This is a genomic window from Heyndrickxia acidicola (assembly GCF_001636425.1).
Lineage (GTDB): Bacteria > Bacillota > Bacilli > Bacillales > Bacillaceae_C > Bacillus_AE > Bacillus_AE acidicola.
This window is the reverse complement of the sequence record NZ_KV440953.1, coordinates 3,195,241-3,210,739: the sequence shown is the minus strand read 5'-3', so window position 1 is coordinate 3,210,739 and position 15,499 is coordinate 3,195,241. Positions and strand designations below refer to the sequence as shown.

Here is a 15,499-nt window from a genome sequence, read left to right as displayed (position 1 = left end):
TTTATCTCAGTCAAAGACTACGGAATCCGTACGCCGATGAGCTAGGCACTTCCGCTTTTCTCTGTCCAGCTCCAGCGCCTATCGGCTAGCGAATTTCTCCGTCTACTCCCTACGATAAGTCAACATCAGCTCGTCCCTCGCTGTGTATCCTTTATCTCAGTCGAAGACTCTGAGATTCGTACGCCGATGAACAAGGCACTTCCGCTTTTCTTTAAATATTATATTTTTCTATTTATTGATAAATTTGTAAAAATAAATTATATTTAGAAAGTATCTTATATCCGAAATAAAAATGTTTAAAAGGGGAAGTGCCATGCGAAAGCTGTTTGAATTGATTACTCGATTTATACTTTCGTGCATAGGAATTATTTTGACAGGCGGCCTTCCAGGTCTGCTGGGAGACCTTAACCAAGGGGGATTAAACTGGAAGGGGTATGCAGAAGCTCTTTATGAAATCTTTCACGGTATTCTTCATCCTAAACATCTAATCTACTTTTATATGGGCTTCGAGAAGCCGTTATTTCCCAACTTGTTTGGCCTGATCGGCTATTCTTTAACCATTCTGGTTAGTGCCTTTTTCCTTGCAGCTGCGGCAGCACTCTTACTCACCTTTTTTATCGTAAAACTGCGCCACCGTTTAAAAAGATTCATAAAATTCATCTTTTACATACTGGAGTCTATACCAGATTTATTTATTATTGCCTTGGGAGAATTATTTGTTATTTTTATTTATCAAAAGACTGGAGTTCTTCTCGCAGGACTTGCAGAGATAGGTCCCCAAAAAGTGTACTTATTCCCGATTATCTGCCTTTCAATCCTTCCGGCGATCCAGCTATTCAGGCTGTGTATGATCATATTTGAAGATGAATTAGACAAAGAATATGTTCTGCTCGCAGCATCCATTGGCATAAAAAAATCTGGTATTTTTGTTTTTCATGTTTTTAGGAATGCCATCGTACATGTGTTTTTCCAATCTAAATCAACTGTTTGGTTTATGCTTTCCAACCTTTTTGTCCTTGAAGTGCTCTTTAATATGTCTGGTATTATGACCTTCTTATTGCAAAATCTTAATCCGCAGATTTTCACTATTTCCTTGATCGTTTTTTTCTTGCCCATTTTTCTCTTTTATTCATTGGGAGAGTGGATACTAGAAAAGAAAGTGACTGGGGGTGAAACCAGTTTATGATAAAAGCATTTAAAAACCCTTTATTTTTGATAGGATTTGTATTTATTACTGGACTGGTTATTACAAGCTTTATTTATACCTCCGCAGTACATAACAAGGTGCATCAAGTCATGTTTTTATTTGGAAAAAACGGAAACCTTGAGGCAGCGTCTCCTATTTCGCCAAGGTGGAAATTGCCATTTGGAACAGACAGAGCAGGAAATGATATGTTAAGCAAAATATTGCTGGGGGCAAAATATACCATTCTTGGCGCGTTGTCTATCGCGGTATTTAGAATGGCAATGGCTATCCCAATAGGAATTTTACTTGGACTTTACTTGAAAAGGTATAAAAAATATATAAGCAGTCTAGTGGATTCGTTTCATTTTATCCCTTTGACCGTTATTTCCTTCTATATTCTGACCCCGGTTTTAATGGAGCCTGAAGATGGTTTTCGCATGGGTTTATTTGTTCGAATGTTCCTTGAAGTGATCATTCTTGCTGCATTAACTGTTCCTGTTATTGCCGTTATTATTGGCAATGAGACAGGCAGAATGCTTCGAAATGAATATATCATTTGTGCAAAGACGCTTGGTGCAGGGCAATGGAGGCTTATTATAAAACATATTATTCCGGGAATGAAGGAAAAATTGTTTGTGCTGTTTGGACAGCAAATGATGCAGGCACTCATAGTGCTTTCCCATTTAGGATATTTAAAGCTTTTCTTCGGGGGATCCCATGTGTCTATGGGTGGAGATGATCCGCCGATGAGTATAACGTATGAATGGTCAGGGCTGATAGGGGATACGTTTAATTACTTGCATGCTGCCGTTTGGGTGCCTTTGACACCTATTATTTGCTTTGCTATTACGATGATTGCTGTTTCTTTTATAATAGAAGGATATGTCCAAGCAACCACAGGGCACACACACTATTTCAAGAGGAAAAAACAGAAAAGAAACGTACAAAAAATTAAATCTTATCCAAGAAAAGAAGAATTTCAGCTGGTAAGAAAAACGTCTTAGTGCGAAGAGCAATATAATTTTCCATAAGCATACTTCGGAGTATAGGAATGGCTTGTTTATAGGGTAATATAGTTATTGGTACATTAAACATTATTATGGAAGTACCAGGAAGGTGTTTAAAATGATTCGCTGTATTGCATCAGATATGGATGGAACATTGTTAAATTCAAGACAGGAAATCACTGAAGAAAACCGGCAGGCCATTTTAAAAGCACAGGAACAGGGAATTGAATTTGTCGTGGCAACCGGCCGCTCTTACCAGGAAGCACATATGCTATTAAAGGAAGCTGGGATTAAGTGTGCAGTAATTGGCGTCAATGGAGCTGAAATCAGAGACGAAGAAGGAAATATTGAAGGAACAAATTCCATGCCCGCTTCTCTTTCTGTTAAAGTGGCAGAGATGTTAAATCAAATCGGCATTTATTTTGAACTGTACACAAATCAAGGTACCTATTCGGAAAATTACGATAAGAACGTTGAAATTCTTGTAGATATTTTAAAAACGGCAAATCCGGAACGATCGAAAGAAGCTATTCGGGAAAAGGTTAAAGAACGTGCTTCCAAAAAACTTTTAAAAACAGTTACGAATTACAAAGACATCCTTGAAAATCAGGATCAATCTGTTTATAAAATGATTGCTTTTTCCAATGTTGATGAAATGCTTAAAAAGTGCAGTATAGCACTCCAGGAATTTGAAGAGATAAAAGTAACTTCATCCGGACATGGAAATTTGGAGATTAACTACATTGGAGCACAAAAGGGAATCGCTCTTGAAGATTTTACCTCAAAAAGAGGGATTACTCTAATTGAAACAATGGCTTTAGGAGATAACTTTAATGATCTGCCCATGTTAAAAAAAGTTGGATATCCTGTTGCCATGGGCAATGCAGAGCCTGAGGTAAAAGAATTTTGCCGATATCAAACAGTGCTGAATGACGATAGCGGAGTAGGCAAGGCAATTTTGAAAGCACTTGAAAGCAATCAAAAGCAGCAGCTTGGAAACTAAATTCTAAGCTATACAACAAGTCCTTAAACAAAGCTTAATAAAAAAGGAAAGCAATTAGGAGCCTATGGTCCCGGTTGCTTTCCTTTTTCGCATCATTAAAAACGTTGTGTCTAAATAGGTTATTTTACCTTGTCCTGATTCCATTTGTATGTCCAAAAACGTTCATTTTCAAGCCAAGCCATAGTCTGAGGATCTTTCTGTTTAATCAGATCTTCCCTCTGTGCCATCATCCAGCCTGTTTGAGATATATGTGCTTTCATTGTATTCAGCTTTTGTTCAGTGACAGAACTGACATTATTAATGATATCAGGCTTTCCAATTTCCGCTTCGTGATTGTTGGCAAAAGCAACACAGTGAAGCTTTGGACGTTTATTCTCAGGAAGCTTACGGACTGCACGTACGACTGCTCGACCCGTAGCTTCATGATCAGGATGAACAGAGTAACCAGGATAAAACGTAATAATGAGAGAAGGGTTCAGTTCATCAATCATATCTGAAACCATTTTAGTTAGCTTGTCGTCGTTCTCAAATTCTACTGTTTTATCCCGCAGTCCCATCATTCGAAGATCTTGAATTCCCATGACCTCTGCAGCTTTTTGTAATTCTTCTTTGCGGATTTTCGGAAGGGATTCTCTCGTTGCAAATGGAGGATTGCCTAAATTCCTTCCCATTTGGCCTAATGTTAAGCAAGCATACGTAACAGGAGTTCCATTTTTTACGTGCAAGCTAATCGTTCCGGAAACCCCGAAGGCTTCATCATCTGGATGGGGGAAAATGACCAATACCTGACGTTCTTTTTCCATGGCAGTTAAAACCTCCTATTCAAATGGCGTTTTGCTAATTTCAAGTGCAACCGCCATCTTTCCATCATAGTCATGACCAGCTAAAAGCAGCCGTCCATACTCATCCAGTTCAAAATGAGTAAGTCCTTCTGCATAAATCCAGCCTATCTCCATTTTAAGTCCTGCACGATAGGGACCTTCGCCAACAATTTTTCCATGCTCATAGATTACTTTCGCATTGCGGATATAGGCACCTGCAGAGAAGAAGGCTTCGTTAAAATGAGAAGCATAGGCCCCATTTGTTGTTTCCAAGTGTATATATACTTCCTGTCCAGCAAATTCATCAATGTGTTTCTGGACCTGAGAAATAGAAATAGGTTCCAAAAGAGTGTCCCCCTTAGAGTAAAGAAAATATATACGATAGTATACGTAATTAGTTTACTAAAAATAGAAACAGAATGCGAAAAGTATGATTAGTCCTGAAGAAAAAGAAAAAAGTACTAAAGATAGATCTCAAAAAAACCGGGTGCATGAACCCGGTTTTTTTAAAGGATAAGAAGTTATAAAATTTTTAAAACAGTTTCTGTCTAGCTCCAGCGCTTATCAGCCAGCGGATAGGCGCCGAAGCTTTTCTTAAAAGGCCAATTTATTTGTGTTCTTTAAAGCGTGTATAAGCACCGTGCATAACAGGTCCTACATATTCATTTAAAGCAAATCCGTGTTTGATGGCAGCTGTGACAAAGTCTTTTGCAGTGTGCACAGCATCTTTGACAGAGTTCCCTTTTGCAAGCTCTGCGGTAATGGCTGCTGCAAATGTGCAGCCTGCACCGTGATTATAAGAGGTTTCCAGCTTTTCTTTTTCAAGAAGGGTAAATTCGTTTCCATCAAAGAATAAATCAACGGCTTTCTCATGCTTAAGCTGCTTTCCGCCTTTAATGACAACATTTTTGGCACCCAGTTCATGGATTTTTACAGCAGCTTCTTTCATGTCTTCAATCGTTTTAATGGGACCGGTTTGCGCCAGCTGCCATGCTTCAAATAAATTAGGTGTCACAACCGCAGCACGAGGCAAAAGATATTCGCGCATAGCATCTGTATTTTCAGGCATAAGCACTTCATCTTCCCCCTTGCAGACCATAACAGGATCAATGACCACTTGATCAAGCTTATATTCATCCAGTTTTTGCGCTGCTAATTTAATGATATCAACTGAACCCAGCATACCCGTTTTCATTGCACTAATTCCTACGGATAGAATGGTATCTAATTGCGGTTCTACTGTTTTTACATCAATAGGAAAAACATTGTGATGCCAGTGGTTGTTAGGATCCATTGTGACAATAGAAGTAATGGCGGACATCCCGTAGACACCTAGCTCTTGAAAGGTTTTTAAATCTGCCTGAAGGCCAGCACCGCCGCTTGAATCTGAACCTGCCAGGGTAAACACTTTTGGTATAGTCATTTGCTTTTCCTCCTCTAAAAAACGATAATCCATTTATTCTTTTTTTAGGATAAACCATTCATAAGTGAAAAACAAATAGAATAGTTGCATGGAAATGATTGAATAAATAACTCTGCTAAAGATCAATGCCGATCTTACTTCTAAAGTGTAAGGCGCGAGACTTCTCCCGCCAACGGAAAGCGATTATCATCAGTGGAAAACAACAGGCAAGATTAATAGAGCCAATAAAAAAAGTCCATCCATAGGATGAACTAAAAAGGGGGGATATCATCGTCTATCAAAAGTATGGCCCATTCAAAGGAAAACTATACATCTTCTATTCTTTTTTGTAGGCTGGTTTGTAACTGCTCGTTTTTTAGCTCATTCGTGTGAAACGTTAGTTTCACACGCCTTTCAGCTCAGCTGAAAGGTTACAGTAAAGAAAGGAAACCAAAGCAAACAAGTTTGCTTTGGTTTCCTTTCTTTACTGTAAAATGAGCTAAAAAACAACAGATTTACGTTCAGGGCAACTATTTAATAAGAAAATTTTGTGCTGCTGTGATTGATTTTTATTGAAAAGGCTTTACTTGATAGTAATTTTACGCTAAAATAAGTTTAATTAAAAAATTCTGTCATTTATAAAGGAGGTATGTATTATGTCAATTGTATATGGTATATCACACGTTCAATTTCATAATGCAGCCTATGGGACAGGATTTTAAACAGATCGGTCTGTTCATTTTCTTCACATGTTTAATGTATGAATAAAACCATAGGCTGCTGATATTCGGCTTATGGTTTTTTTGTATGGGAAAAATCCATTTAAAGAGCCGGAAACGGTTCTTTTTTCATTAGGATAGGTTGATAAAAGCTCATTGTTGATTGGAACGGAAGGCGCAGGGTTCCTGTGTTAAAAAGCAGGTGCAAGTGGCGAGGCAGCTCGCGAATCATACGCAAAAAAGCGCACGCCTGAAGCGGAGATCGCATACAGCATTAAGAGACCTTTCAATAAATAATTGGAGGAATACATGTTGAATATAAATGAACTTGGTTGGAACTCTTTTTTTGAAGAGGCATTTCAGGAATATAAACAGAAGGGTTTTTCAGCAGGTCGAATTGCTCTTGAACATAAAAAAATGTATCGTGTCTTGACGGAGGAAGGGGAATTGCTGGCAGAGATATCAGGCAAAATGCGTTTCCATGCTTCCGAAAGAGAAGACTATCCGGCAGTAGGGGACTGGGTGGTATTAACTCCACGGCTCCATGAACAAAAAGCTACTCTTCATGCAGTTTTACCGCGCCAAAGCAAGTTTTCCCGGAAGGCCGCAGGCAATACAACCGATGAACAAATTGTTGCTGCAAATGTGGATACGGTCTTTTTGGTAAATGCCTTGAATGCAGATTTTAATGTCAGGAGAATTGAAAGATATCTTTTATCAGCTTGGGAAAGCGGTGCGAATCCCGTTGTTATTTTGAGTAAGTCTGACCTTTGCAAAGATATTGAAGGGAGAATCAGGGAGCTCGAGGCCAGTACAATGGGCGTGCCCATTCATTATATTAGTGCTGAAACCAATACTGGATTAGAGAAACTCGAGCCTTATCTTCAGCAAGGACATACCATTGCCTTGCTTGGATCTTCTGGCGCGGGTAAGTCAACATTAATTAATACACTTCTTGGGAGAAGGAAGCAAGAGGTGAGTTTTATACGTGAAAGTGATGACCGGGGCCGTCATACAACGACTCACAGGGAACTCATTGTAATGGAAAACGGAGGTATTTTAATAGATACTCCGGGGATGAGAGAATTGCAGCTGTGGGAAGCAAGTGATGGTTTGAATCATAGCTTTTCTGATATTGAGAGCTTTGCAAAAAACTGCCGTTTCCGTGATTGTACTCATCAAAAGGAACCGGGATGTGCTGTCCAGGAAGCGATTCAAAATGGCAGTCTGGAGGAAGAACGTTTGGTTCATTATCTAAAGCTTCAAAAGGAGCTAGCCTTTCTCGAGCGCAAAGAAAACCAAAAAGCGGCGATGGCTGAAAGAGCAAAGTGGAAAAAGCTCTCCAATGATCAGAAGAAGATGAAGAAGCGGTGATGGAAAATGGAAAGCCTGGCAGAATGCCGGGCTTTTTCGATTTAAGCTCTAACGAAAAAAGCAGAGGGTAATATAGGTGTATAGTCCTACTTCGCCCGAAAGATCCTTATTTTCGCCCGAAAAAGTAAGAAACTCGCCCGTAAAATCAGTACGAGTGAAAAAATCCCTTTCCGCGCACCTTGCATTGTCCTTAAATCAGCTTCCAGAATCGGTTTTTAAAGAAAAACGCCAGAAATAAACACGGATAGATTATATATTCATCTAAAATTAACTAAATATCAATAAGCATATCCCTCTGCTGTTGACGAAACACTCAGAATGCCAGGGCATCCTCTAGCAATCTTTTTAAATCAAGGAATGTAAGAATGTCTTCTAATAGGTTTTTTCTGCTTAAACCCATATAATAAAGGTAGATAGAGAAATCGGCTTAATAAGGAGGCGTGCTCCTATGCTCCATCATATAGAGATTAATGTATCAAATTTAGAGAAAACCAAAATGTTCTGGGGATGGTTAATGAAAAGTCTTGGATATGAAACATTCCAGCAATGGGAGTCAGGGATCAGCTGGAAGCAAGAGTCGACTTATCTAGTATTTGTGCAGACAATGTATCAATATTTGCCCTCTGCTTATCATCGATCACATACAGGCTTGAACCATCTGGCCTTTCATGCAAGCTCCAGGCGGCAAGTGGACGATCTGACGTTAGAACTTAAAAGAAAAGGGGTAAAAATTCTTTATGAGGATCGCCATCCTTATGCAGGAGGGCCAAATCATTATGCTGTGTTTTTCGAGGATCCGGATAGAATAAAGGTGGAACTGGTTGCACCATAACAGGAATTTCTACATACAAAGGCAAGTATACGGATATTCGAGCTGGGAGGCATAAAGTGAAGACAATTGTGTTAGCAGGCGGGAAATCCAGAAGGATGGGACAAAATAAAGCATTAATGAAATTGAATGGCTGTGAAATCATTGAGCTCATTGTACATACTCTCTCACCCATCTCTGAGGAAATGCTCATTGTTACAAACAGTCCGGATACCTATCAGCATCTTGGAATCAAGGTAATTAACGATGAGCAGGAGTTTAAAGGAAAAGGACCATTAGCGGGTTTGCTTACAGGTTTAGCTGCTGCAAAAACAGATTCATGTCTGGTTGTCGCATGTGACATGCCCTTTGTTTCAGCAAAAGTGGCTAATTGGCTTGTACACCTTCTTAAGGAAAGAAATTATGATGCGATTATTCCTGTTGATCAGGGCAAACAGCATTTTTTATTCGGGGCTTATTCCGGCAGAGCACAAATTGCAGCAAGAGAAAATTTGCAAGCTGGAAAAAAAGCAATGAAAAGCCTCTTTGATAAAATTAAGGTTCAATTGGTTTACAAGGATGATGCTCCGCCAGAGGTTCAGGAAGAGTGGGAAGCTTGTTTCTGGAATATGAATACGGTGGAAGACTATCACCGAGCAAAAGAAATTGCGAGACAACTATAATGAGTAAGAGGTGAAAGAATTGAGTTTTGAAATCACACGCCAGCCTATTAGTATAGAGTCCGTAGTTCAAAAAGTAATTCAACGAGAAGCTGGTGCGGTTACAACGTTTATTGGTACTGTGAGAGAATTAACCCACGGCAGGAAAACCCTTTATTTAGAGTATGAAGCATATGAGCCCATGGCGTTGAAAATGCTTGAAAGGATTGGAAAAGAAATAGAGGGGAAATGGCCAGGAACCGTAACGGCCATTTCACATAGAATTGGCCGTTTAGAGAGATCGGATATCGCTGTTGTGATTGCGGTCTCTACTCCCCATCGTGCCGAAGCCTATGAAGCAAACCGTTATGCCATCGAACGGATTAAGGAAATCGTTCCTATTTGGAAAAAAGAGCATTGGGAAGACGGAGAAGAGTGGGTAGGAAATCAAAAAGGGACTAAGGAATATCCGAAAGGAAGACCTGAGGAGCTGAACATACATGGTTAAAATTCTTTTATTTGCTGATTTGCGTGATAAATTCGGCAGAGGTGAGCTTGAAATGGAAGCGGAGGGGAAAACCGTTAAAGAATTGAAGGCTGAGCTGGAAACAATGAATAATCGTATTAGCCTGGACTCCGTTATGGTGGCAGTGAATGAAGAGTTTACAGGGGAAGACACGACGATCAAGAACGGTGACATCGTTGCTCTTATCCCTCCTGTCAGTGGAGGTTAAGATTAAGAGGAAGGGAGGCAGTGCAGATGGGCATTGAAAGGTATTCCCGGCAAACATTGTTTGCACCGATTGGAGAAGAGGGGCAAAAAAAGATTCGCAATAAGCATGCGCTCCTGATTGGGGTAGGTGCTCTAGGTACAAGCCTGGCAGAAATGCTGACGAGGGCAGGCATCGGCAGACTTACACTTATTGACCGTGACTATGTAGAAGAAAGCAACCTTCAAAGGCAGCAGCTATTTTCAGAGGAGGATGCCCTGCAGAAATGGCCAAAAGCCGAAGCAGCAAGGCAGCGTCTTTCTTCGATAAATAAAGACGTTGAAATCCAAGCCATTACAGGGGAGGCGGACTTCAGCCTGCTGGAAAAGCTGGCGCCTGGCACAGACCTGATTTTAGATGGGACGGATAACTTTGAGACTCGCTTTTTAATTAATGATATTGCCCACAAATTCAGCATTCCATGGATTTTTGGGGCATGTGTCGGAAGCTTTGGGGCAACCTATACAATCCTTCCTGGAAAAACACCATGCTTGCACTGCCTAATAAAGAAGCTTCCTATGAAGGGGCAAACCTGTGACACGGTGGGGATTATAGCTCCAACGGTTCATATGGTTACGGCCTACCAAGCTGCGGAATCCTTAAAGATATTGAGCGGTAGTATGGAGGATCTCCGAAACACATACGTTACATTTGACTTGTGGTCAAATCAAACGCTCTCTTTAAAAGCGGATTCCATGAAGGATCCTGCTTGTTTAACCTGCGGGGAGAATCCGGTATATCCTTTTTTATCCGATGAAAGTAAACTTAAAACAGCTGTGTTGTGCGGGCGGGACACCGTCCAGATTCGTCCTGCCAGCAAAATGGCTATCTCATTGGAAATGCTTGTTTTAGAGTGGAGAAGTGCAGGCTATGAGGTGAGCGGAAATCCCTATCTTATATCTGTAAAGAAAAACAACAGCAGAATGGTTTTATTTAAAGATGGACGTGCTTTAGTTCATGGAACAAAGGAAATTATGGAGGCAAAAAAACTTTATCATTCATTGATGGGGTAAGGAAGAATTTATAATATAAAAAGCTTCCGGCCCAGGCCGGAAGCTTTTTTAACATAGTTTAATTGTATTACATAATCGTTCTGTCATCATTCGTATGGTCAGCATCCTTTGCAGCCACTAAAACGACTTTTCCTTGATCGAGTGCTTGCTCATACTTCTCCGCTTCTATGTCCGTTAGGCCGAGTGAAGTCATTTTTGAACGGAGCTCATCGCCTCGTTTTTTAAAGACATTTCCGACCTGCGTAAATAAGCCTTGTTCCTTCATGCCTACTGTCCCTGTATCAGTGGCATCCGTTAAATCCTTAGAGCGATCTTCATCATGTGCAAAAAGATAAATATGGTCTTTCTCAAAGCCGTCATTCATTAAATTATTGATAAGTTCAGTTGCCTGCAAACCATTTTCAACTACATTTACTTTATACATGATAATTCCTCCTCTTTGGTTAAACGGGACTTTAAGATGAAACCCCGCGTTTGTACTTTTTATATAGCCCATCCATTCATACATTAAACATTGAAAAATATGCTAAGGAAATTTCAGTAATAACTGTGTTTAGTTTAGAAGATGTCATTCTTATAAGTTATTTACATACAAATATTACTTGAATCTTCGTTTATTCCAAGTTATCAACTTGGTATTGTTTTATTTCCTTTTCTAAGGGAAATAGTCACGCGGTTGGCGAAAAAAGTTTTTTATAGGTTAATCGGTATTCTATAAATGATTACATGAATATGAAAGGTGATGGTGTCAGTGAGCCAGAATATAAAACTGGAATTGAAAAATACAGATTGGTTAAATGTGCTGCAAGATGAATTTAAGAAGCCTTATTACAGAAACCTGATGGAATTTCTTCAAAATGAATATGAAACCAAAACCATATATCCTGAGATGCAGGACATTTTTAATGCTTTTCAATTTACTCCATATCATGACGTTAGGGTTGTTCTGCTTGGACAGGATCCTTATCATGGGCCAAATCAGGCGCATGGCCTAAGCTTTTCGGTTAAGCCTGGTGTTAAGTTTCCTCCTTCACTGAGAAATATTTTTAGAGAGCTTCATTCTGATTTAGGAGTTCCCGTGCCGAATAACGGCTGTCTCGAGAAGTGGGCTAGGCAGGGTGTGATGCTATTGAATACTGTGTTGACAGTAAGGGCAGGAGAGGCACATTCCCATAAAAATAGGGGATGGGAAACTTTTACTGACGAAGTGATAAAGCAAATAAATAAAAAAGATAGTCCTGTTATTTTTATGCTATGGGGAAGGCCTGCTCAGACAAAAATCAATTTAATTGATACGGCCAAACATTATGTGATTGAATCTCCTCATCCGAGCCCATTATCTGCAAGCCGTGGCTTCTTTGGGAGCAGACCTTTCTCACATATCAATAAGATATTAGAGAGTCATGGTTTACCTGTGATTGATTGGGAAATAGAGAGCTGATAATGCTTAAGATGCTATAATTACTTCGACATGTTTCACGTGAAACATGTCGATATCCTCAGAGAGTAAAAGGTTTTATTAGAGTTTATTAACAGATATTTCACCGAGTCTTTAATGATTAGGAATTGTCCATCTTAACTGTTGAATTCGCGATCCTACATGAAGATTTTCGCTGCAGTGGCACTAAAAAGAGAGGGAAACAAAGGGTTCAATATACAGTCATAATAAAAGTACATGGATAGTTGCCTATAAGACCGGAAAATTATAAGTATACCTATTGTACATAAGCAGCCACTTATGAATATCAGCCATGTCACTAAGAGGGTGACTTGTTACAGATTTGCCGGCATCTATGGTAAAATACCTTTATTATATAAGCCTGAGGAGTGGCCTTTATCATGAATATAGATATTCAAACACTGCTGTCTAAGATGGAACAGGAAGTTATAGGAGCAAAAGGAAGGGACATGCAAAAAATCCGCGAGCACGTCTACTCCATAAAAATATTATGCGAACTGATTCTTGATGAAAAATCTATGTATGAAGGTGTTTCAAAATTACAGACAGAAAGACAAAGCATGCCTCAAAATGTGATTCAGTCTCCTGTTGTATCGGTGCCTGCTCAACCATCCAGGTCATTGTCCACTGGTGATGGATCAAATGGAGATTCCATTTTTGATTTTTAATTAGTCTCTTTAAGAGATTTTGCGAAAAACGATAATATATGCGAAAACTGACGCAATTAAGGAAACCATAGAGCAGCTGCGTCTGTATGTAAAGTACATAAAATAGAGGAGGATTATGACATGAAAGTGTTTATATTATTGGGTGCAATTAATGCCTTTTTATCTGTTGCGCTTGGTGCATTTGGTGCACACGGGCTAGAAGGAAAGATGGAACCAAAGTACTTAGAAATATGGAAAACAGGCGTAACCTATCAAATGTTTCATGCATTAGGTCTTTTAGCGATTGGCTTACTGGCTGCAAGGATTACAACAAGTTCTATGGTGACATGGGCAGGATGGCTAATGTTTATTGGGATTGTTTTATTTTCAGGGAGCTTGTATATCCTTGCACTTACAAGAATTAGTGTGTTGGGAGCCATTACACCGCTCGGAGGCTTAGGCTTCTTGGCTGCATGGGTACTGGTTGCCGTAGCAGCCGTAAAATATCTTTAATCGCAGGATTCTCAGCCTTTCGAATGAAGGGCTATTTTTTATTGTACTCGAAGGCTTTGAAGCATAAAACTGGAGCTTAAAAAGCCACGTAAATCGAGTGCATGGGTAAAAATTAAATGCTATTGGTATTCGGAAAAAATGATTAAAGTTCATTATATAACTTGTGAACAGCTTACGAAAAGTGGCCATGAAGAGAGACAACAAAAGTAAGGGTCTATGTAAAACAACATTCTATGTGAAAACAGCCAAATCAAAAAATAAGATTAACAGGCTCCAAGAAAGAATACACCTTAAACCTGACGGCCGTGATGAATTTTGAAAGGTGCAAAAAAAAAACCGGCTTAAAGCCGATTAAATGAATGTGCTATTTAACGCGGAGGATAGGATCTTGGTGCACCAGGTCCTGCTCCATATGGATATTCATACTCTATTGGTTCTGAGAAGGTAATATAATCTACGTAAACCATTGGAATAAGATCGCGCTCGCCTGTTTGAGGGTTACTTAAAATGACATGGTCACGGCCAGCAGCTTCGATAATACCTTCAAATTTTTTAGCGTTCCATTCGCGGTTGTTTTCGAATGTGGCATAAAGTGTAATAAGCTTGCCTTTATTCAGCCTCAAAATATTTTCGATATAGGATTGCTCGAGCGGGAGCTGTCCTGGAAGAAGATCAGCAGGACCGCTTGGTTTAGCTCCTGGTACTGGCGGCTGTCCCCCTTGGTATGGCGGGTAATAGCCTCCTCCTCCATATTGTGTCGATCCTGGGAGCGGCCCCGTTCCTGATCCTGTTGCTCCTTGCTGCTGTCGATATGGATAGGCATATTGAGGTGGATTAAAGTTGTTGGCATTGGATGGGGGCGGATTGTAATTGTTTGAATTAGACAATTGTTTTCCCTCCTTAATATCAATAGAACTACTAATTTTAAATGGGATTTGGTGAGAATTATGTTATGGTATTTCAGCATTGTAACCATGAAGGTTAGTAAGTACATATTCATCTGGAACTAGAAAAATACCGGTAAATAATAAAAAATAGCAGCCTTTTAACTAGTCGATATCTTCTTGCTGTATGGAGTTCAGGCAGGAACTGGTAATCCTTCACCTCTCTTCATAACGCTATATATGATGGCATTGGTGAAATTAACTAGTAGAATCATCTCACTATTTCATATGTATGTACCAGATGTGAAATTATGCACTGTTTCCTGTTTAAGGGATTAAAAGAAAGTGAAAGGTATGTAAAACACGAGATAATAAAGAGGTTAGAAGAAGAATTAAAATATCCCCCAGGAAGATCCAGGGGGATTCATGCATTATACGTGAAGAAACTTTGCGATTTTATCTACTTCTAATATGTTTCCAACGAAGAAAGATCCAAAATCTCCGTAGCGTGCGCTTACTTCATCAAAACGCATTTCATAGACAAGCTTCTTAAATTGAAGGACATCATCCGAAAATAATGTTACGCCCCATTCATAGTCGTCAAAACCAACGGAGCCTGTAATGACCTGCTTTACTTTGCCGGCATAGCTTCGGCCGATCATCCCGTGGCTTTTCATAAATTCACGGCGCTCTTCCATTGAAAGCATGTACCAGTTATCATTTCCCTGGCGGCGCTTATCCATCGGATAAAAGCAGATATACTTTGATTTAGGAAGTTCAGGGTATAAACGGGCTTTTACGTAAGGATTTTCATATGGATCCTCTTTTGAGTCGGAGCCCATATAATTACTTAATTCTACAACGGATACGTAAGAATAAGCAGGAATTGTATAGTCGGCAAGCTTCAATTTGTTAAATTCAGTTTCAATTTCATTGAGTTCTTCCATTGTCGGACGAAGTGTCCATAGAATAAAGTCTGCTTTTTGACCAACAATGGTATAGAGGGAATGGCTGCCTTTTTTATTTTCCTGTGTCTTATTAAGCTTTTCCAAAAACTGCTGAAATTCATAGATAGCGGATTCGCGTTCATCACTGGAAAGGGCTTTCCAGGAAGGCCAGTCGATAGAACGAAGATCATGCAAAGAATACCAGCCGTCAAGGGTTTGTGCCGGTTCACTCATTGAGATCACTCCTTAGTGTAAATTATGTATGAATGGTTAATTAACTGATTGTT

Annotated in this window: 18 protein-coding genes; 12 read left to right on the top strand and 6 right to left on the bottom strand. The window is 39.6% G+C overall.

Going from position 1 to position 15,499, the window contains the following annotated elements; all coding sequences use genetic code 11:
• The first annotated feature begins 313 nt into the window (after positions 1–313).
• The 3 genes from A5N88_RS14990 (at position 314) to A5N88_RS14980 (ending at position 3,196) form a co-directional block, all read left to right on the top strand.
• Complete coding sequence (locus A5N88_RS14990; protein ID WP_066267497.1) at positions 314–1,186, top strand: ABC transporter permease subunit; 873 nt, start codon at positions 314–316, stop codon at positions 1,184–1,186.
• Positions 1,183–2,190 carry an ABC transporter permease gene (locus A5N88_RS14985; protein ID WP_066267496.1) on the top strand — a complete coding sequence of 336 codons (1,008 nt, stop codon included), beginning with the start codon at positions 1,183–1,185 and terminating at the stop codon, positions 2,188–2,190. The genes A5N88_RS14990 and A5N88_RS14985 overlap by 4 nt, the downstream gene beginning before the upstream one ends.
• Before the next feature lie 121 nt (positions 2,191–2,311).
• On the top strand, positions 2,312–3,196 hold the full coding sequence (locus tag A5N88_RS14980; protein WP_066267494.1) for a Cof-type HAD-IIB family hydrolase: 885 nt from the start codon (positions 2,312–2,314) through the stop codon (positions 3,194–3,196).
• A 119-nt stretch (positions 3,197–3,315) separates the two neighbouring features.
• Here the strand turns inward: A5N88_RS14980 and bshB2 are convergent, their stop codons facing one another.
• From bshB2 to pdxK, 3 genes are all read right to left on the bottom strand, one after another.
• Entirely contained in the window at positions 3,316–3,999 is a 684-nt protein-coding gene (gene bshB2 / locus A5N88_RS14975; protein ID WP_066267490.1) for a bacillithiol biosynthesis deacetylase BshB2, read from the bottom strand.
• Between the two features lie 15 nt (positions 4,000–4,014).
• Positions 4,015–4,362, bottom strand: a complete 348-nt coding sequence (locus A5N88_RS14970; RefSeq protein WP_066267489.1) for a YojF family protein — start codon at positions 4,360–4,362, stop codon at positions 4,015–4,017.
• 262 nt (positions 4,363–4,624) lie between these two features.
• Positions 4,625–5,440, bottom strand: coding sequence for a pyridoxine/pyridoxal/pyridoxamine kinase (pdxK, locus tag A5N88_RS14965; RefSeq protein ID WP_066267487.1), 816 nt, complete (start codon positions 5,438–5,440; stop codon positions 4,625–4,627).
• Positions 5,441–6,447: 1,007 nt separating this feature from the next.
• Here pdxK and rsgA point away from each other — a divergent pair.
• The 6 genes from rsgA (at position 6,448) to A5N88_RS14935 (ending at position 10,762) form a co-directional block, all read left to right on the top strand.
• A complete protein-coding gene (gene rsgA, locus A5N88_RS14960; protein ID WP_198160293.1) occupies positions 6,448–7,512 on the top strand; it encodes a ribosome small subunit-dependent GTPase A in 1,065 nt (354 codons plus the stop codon).
• A 448-nt stretch (positions 7,513–7,960) separates the two neighbouring features.
• The gene (locus A5N88_RS14955) at positions 7,961–8,344 is read left to right on the top strand and encodes a VOC family protein (protein ID WP_066267486.1); all 384 of its coding nucleotides are present in this window, start codon (positions 7,961–7,963) and stop codon (positions 8,342–8,344) included.
• A gap of 56 nt (positions 8,345–8,400) precedes the next feature.
• Positions 8,401–9,003 (top strand): molybdenum cofactor guanylyltransferase, encoded by a 603-nt coding sequence (gene mobA / locus A5N88_RS14950; RefSeq protein WP_083953167.1) that lies wholly within the window; start codon positions 8,401–8,403, stop codon positions 9,001–9,003.
• Between the two features lie 19 nt (positions 9,004–9,022).
• Positions 9,023–9,487 (top strand): molybdenum cofactor biosynthesis protein MoaE, encoded by a 465-nt coding sequence (locus A5N88_RS14945; RefSeq protein ID WP_066267484.1) that lies wholly within the window; start codon positions 9,023–9,025, stop codon positions 9,485–9,487.
• On the top strand, positions 9,480–9,713 hold the full coding sequence (gene moaD, locus A5N88_RS14940; protein WP_066267482.1) for a molybdopterin converting factor subunit 1: 234 nt from the start codon (positions 9,480–9,482) through the stop codon (positions 9,711–9,713). The genes A5N88_RS14945 and moaD overlap by 8 nt, the downstream gene beginning before the upstream one ends.
• A 26-nt stretch (positions 9,714–9,739) precedes the next feature.
• Positions 9,740–10,762, top strand: a complete 1,023-nt coding sequence (locus A5N88_RS14935) for a ThiF family adenylyltransferase (protein WP_066267477.1) — start codon at positions 9,740–9,742, stop codon at positions 10,760–10,762.
• Between the two features lie 67 nt (positions 10,763–10,829).
• Here the strand turns inward: A5N88_RS14935 and A5N88_RS14930 are convergent, their stop codons facing one another.
• On the bottom strand, positions 10,830–11,186 hold the full coding sequence (locus A5N88_RS14930) for a YflT domain-containing protein (RefSeq protein WP_066267476.1): 357 nt from the start codon (positions 11,184–11,186) through the stop codon (positions 10,830–10,832).
• A 339-nt stretch (positions 11,187–11,525) separates the two neighbouring features.
• Between A5N88_RS14930 and A5N88_RS14925 the strand changes: the two genes are divergently transcribed.
• From A5N88_RS14925 to A5N88_RS14915, 3 genes are all read left to right on the top strand, one after another.
• The gene (locus A5N88_RS14925; protein ID WP_232317634.1) at positions 11,526–12,203 is read left to right on the top strand and encodes a uracil-DNA glycosylase; all 678 of its coding nucleotides are present in this window, start codon (positions 11,526–11,528) and stop codon (positions 12,201–12,203) included.
• 398 nt (positions 12,204–12,601) lie between these two features.
• Positions 12,602–12,889 carry a YwdI family protein gene (locus A5N88_RS14920; protein ID WP_066267472.1) on the top strand — a complete coding sequence of 96 codons (288 nt, stop codon included), beginning with the start codon at positions 12,602–12,604 and terminating at the stop codon, positions 12,887–12,889.
• Positions 12,890–13,009: 120 nt separating this feature from the next.
• Positions 13,010–13,381: a DUF423 domain-containing protein gene (locus A5N88_RS14915; RefSeq protein WP_066267470.1), complete on the top strand. Its 372-nt coding sequence runs from the start codon at positions 13,010–13,012 to the stop codon at positions 13,379–13,381.
• 368 nt (positions 13,382–13,749) lie between these two features.
• Here A5N88_RS14915 and gerQ read toward each other — a convergent pair whose 3' ends face one another.
• A complete protein-coding gene (gerQ, locus tag A5N88_RS14910; protein ID WP_083953166.1) occupies positions 13,750–14,268 on the bottom strand; it encodes a spore coat protein GerQ in 519 nt (172 codons plus the stop codon).
• Positions 14,269–14,696: 428 nt separating this feature from the next.
• Positions 14,697–15,446 (bottom strand): hydrogen peroxide-dependent heme synthase, encoded by a 750-nt coding sequence (gene hemQ / locus A5N88_RS14905; RefSeq protein WP_066267469.1) that lies wholly within the window; start codon positions 15,444–15,446, stop codon positions 14,697–14,699.
• Positions 15,447–15,499 lie beyond the last annotated feature (53 nt).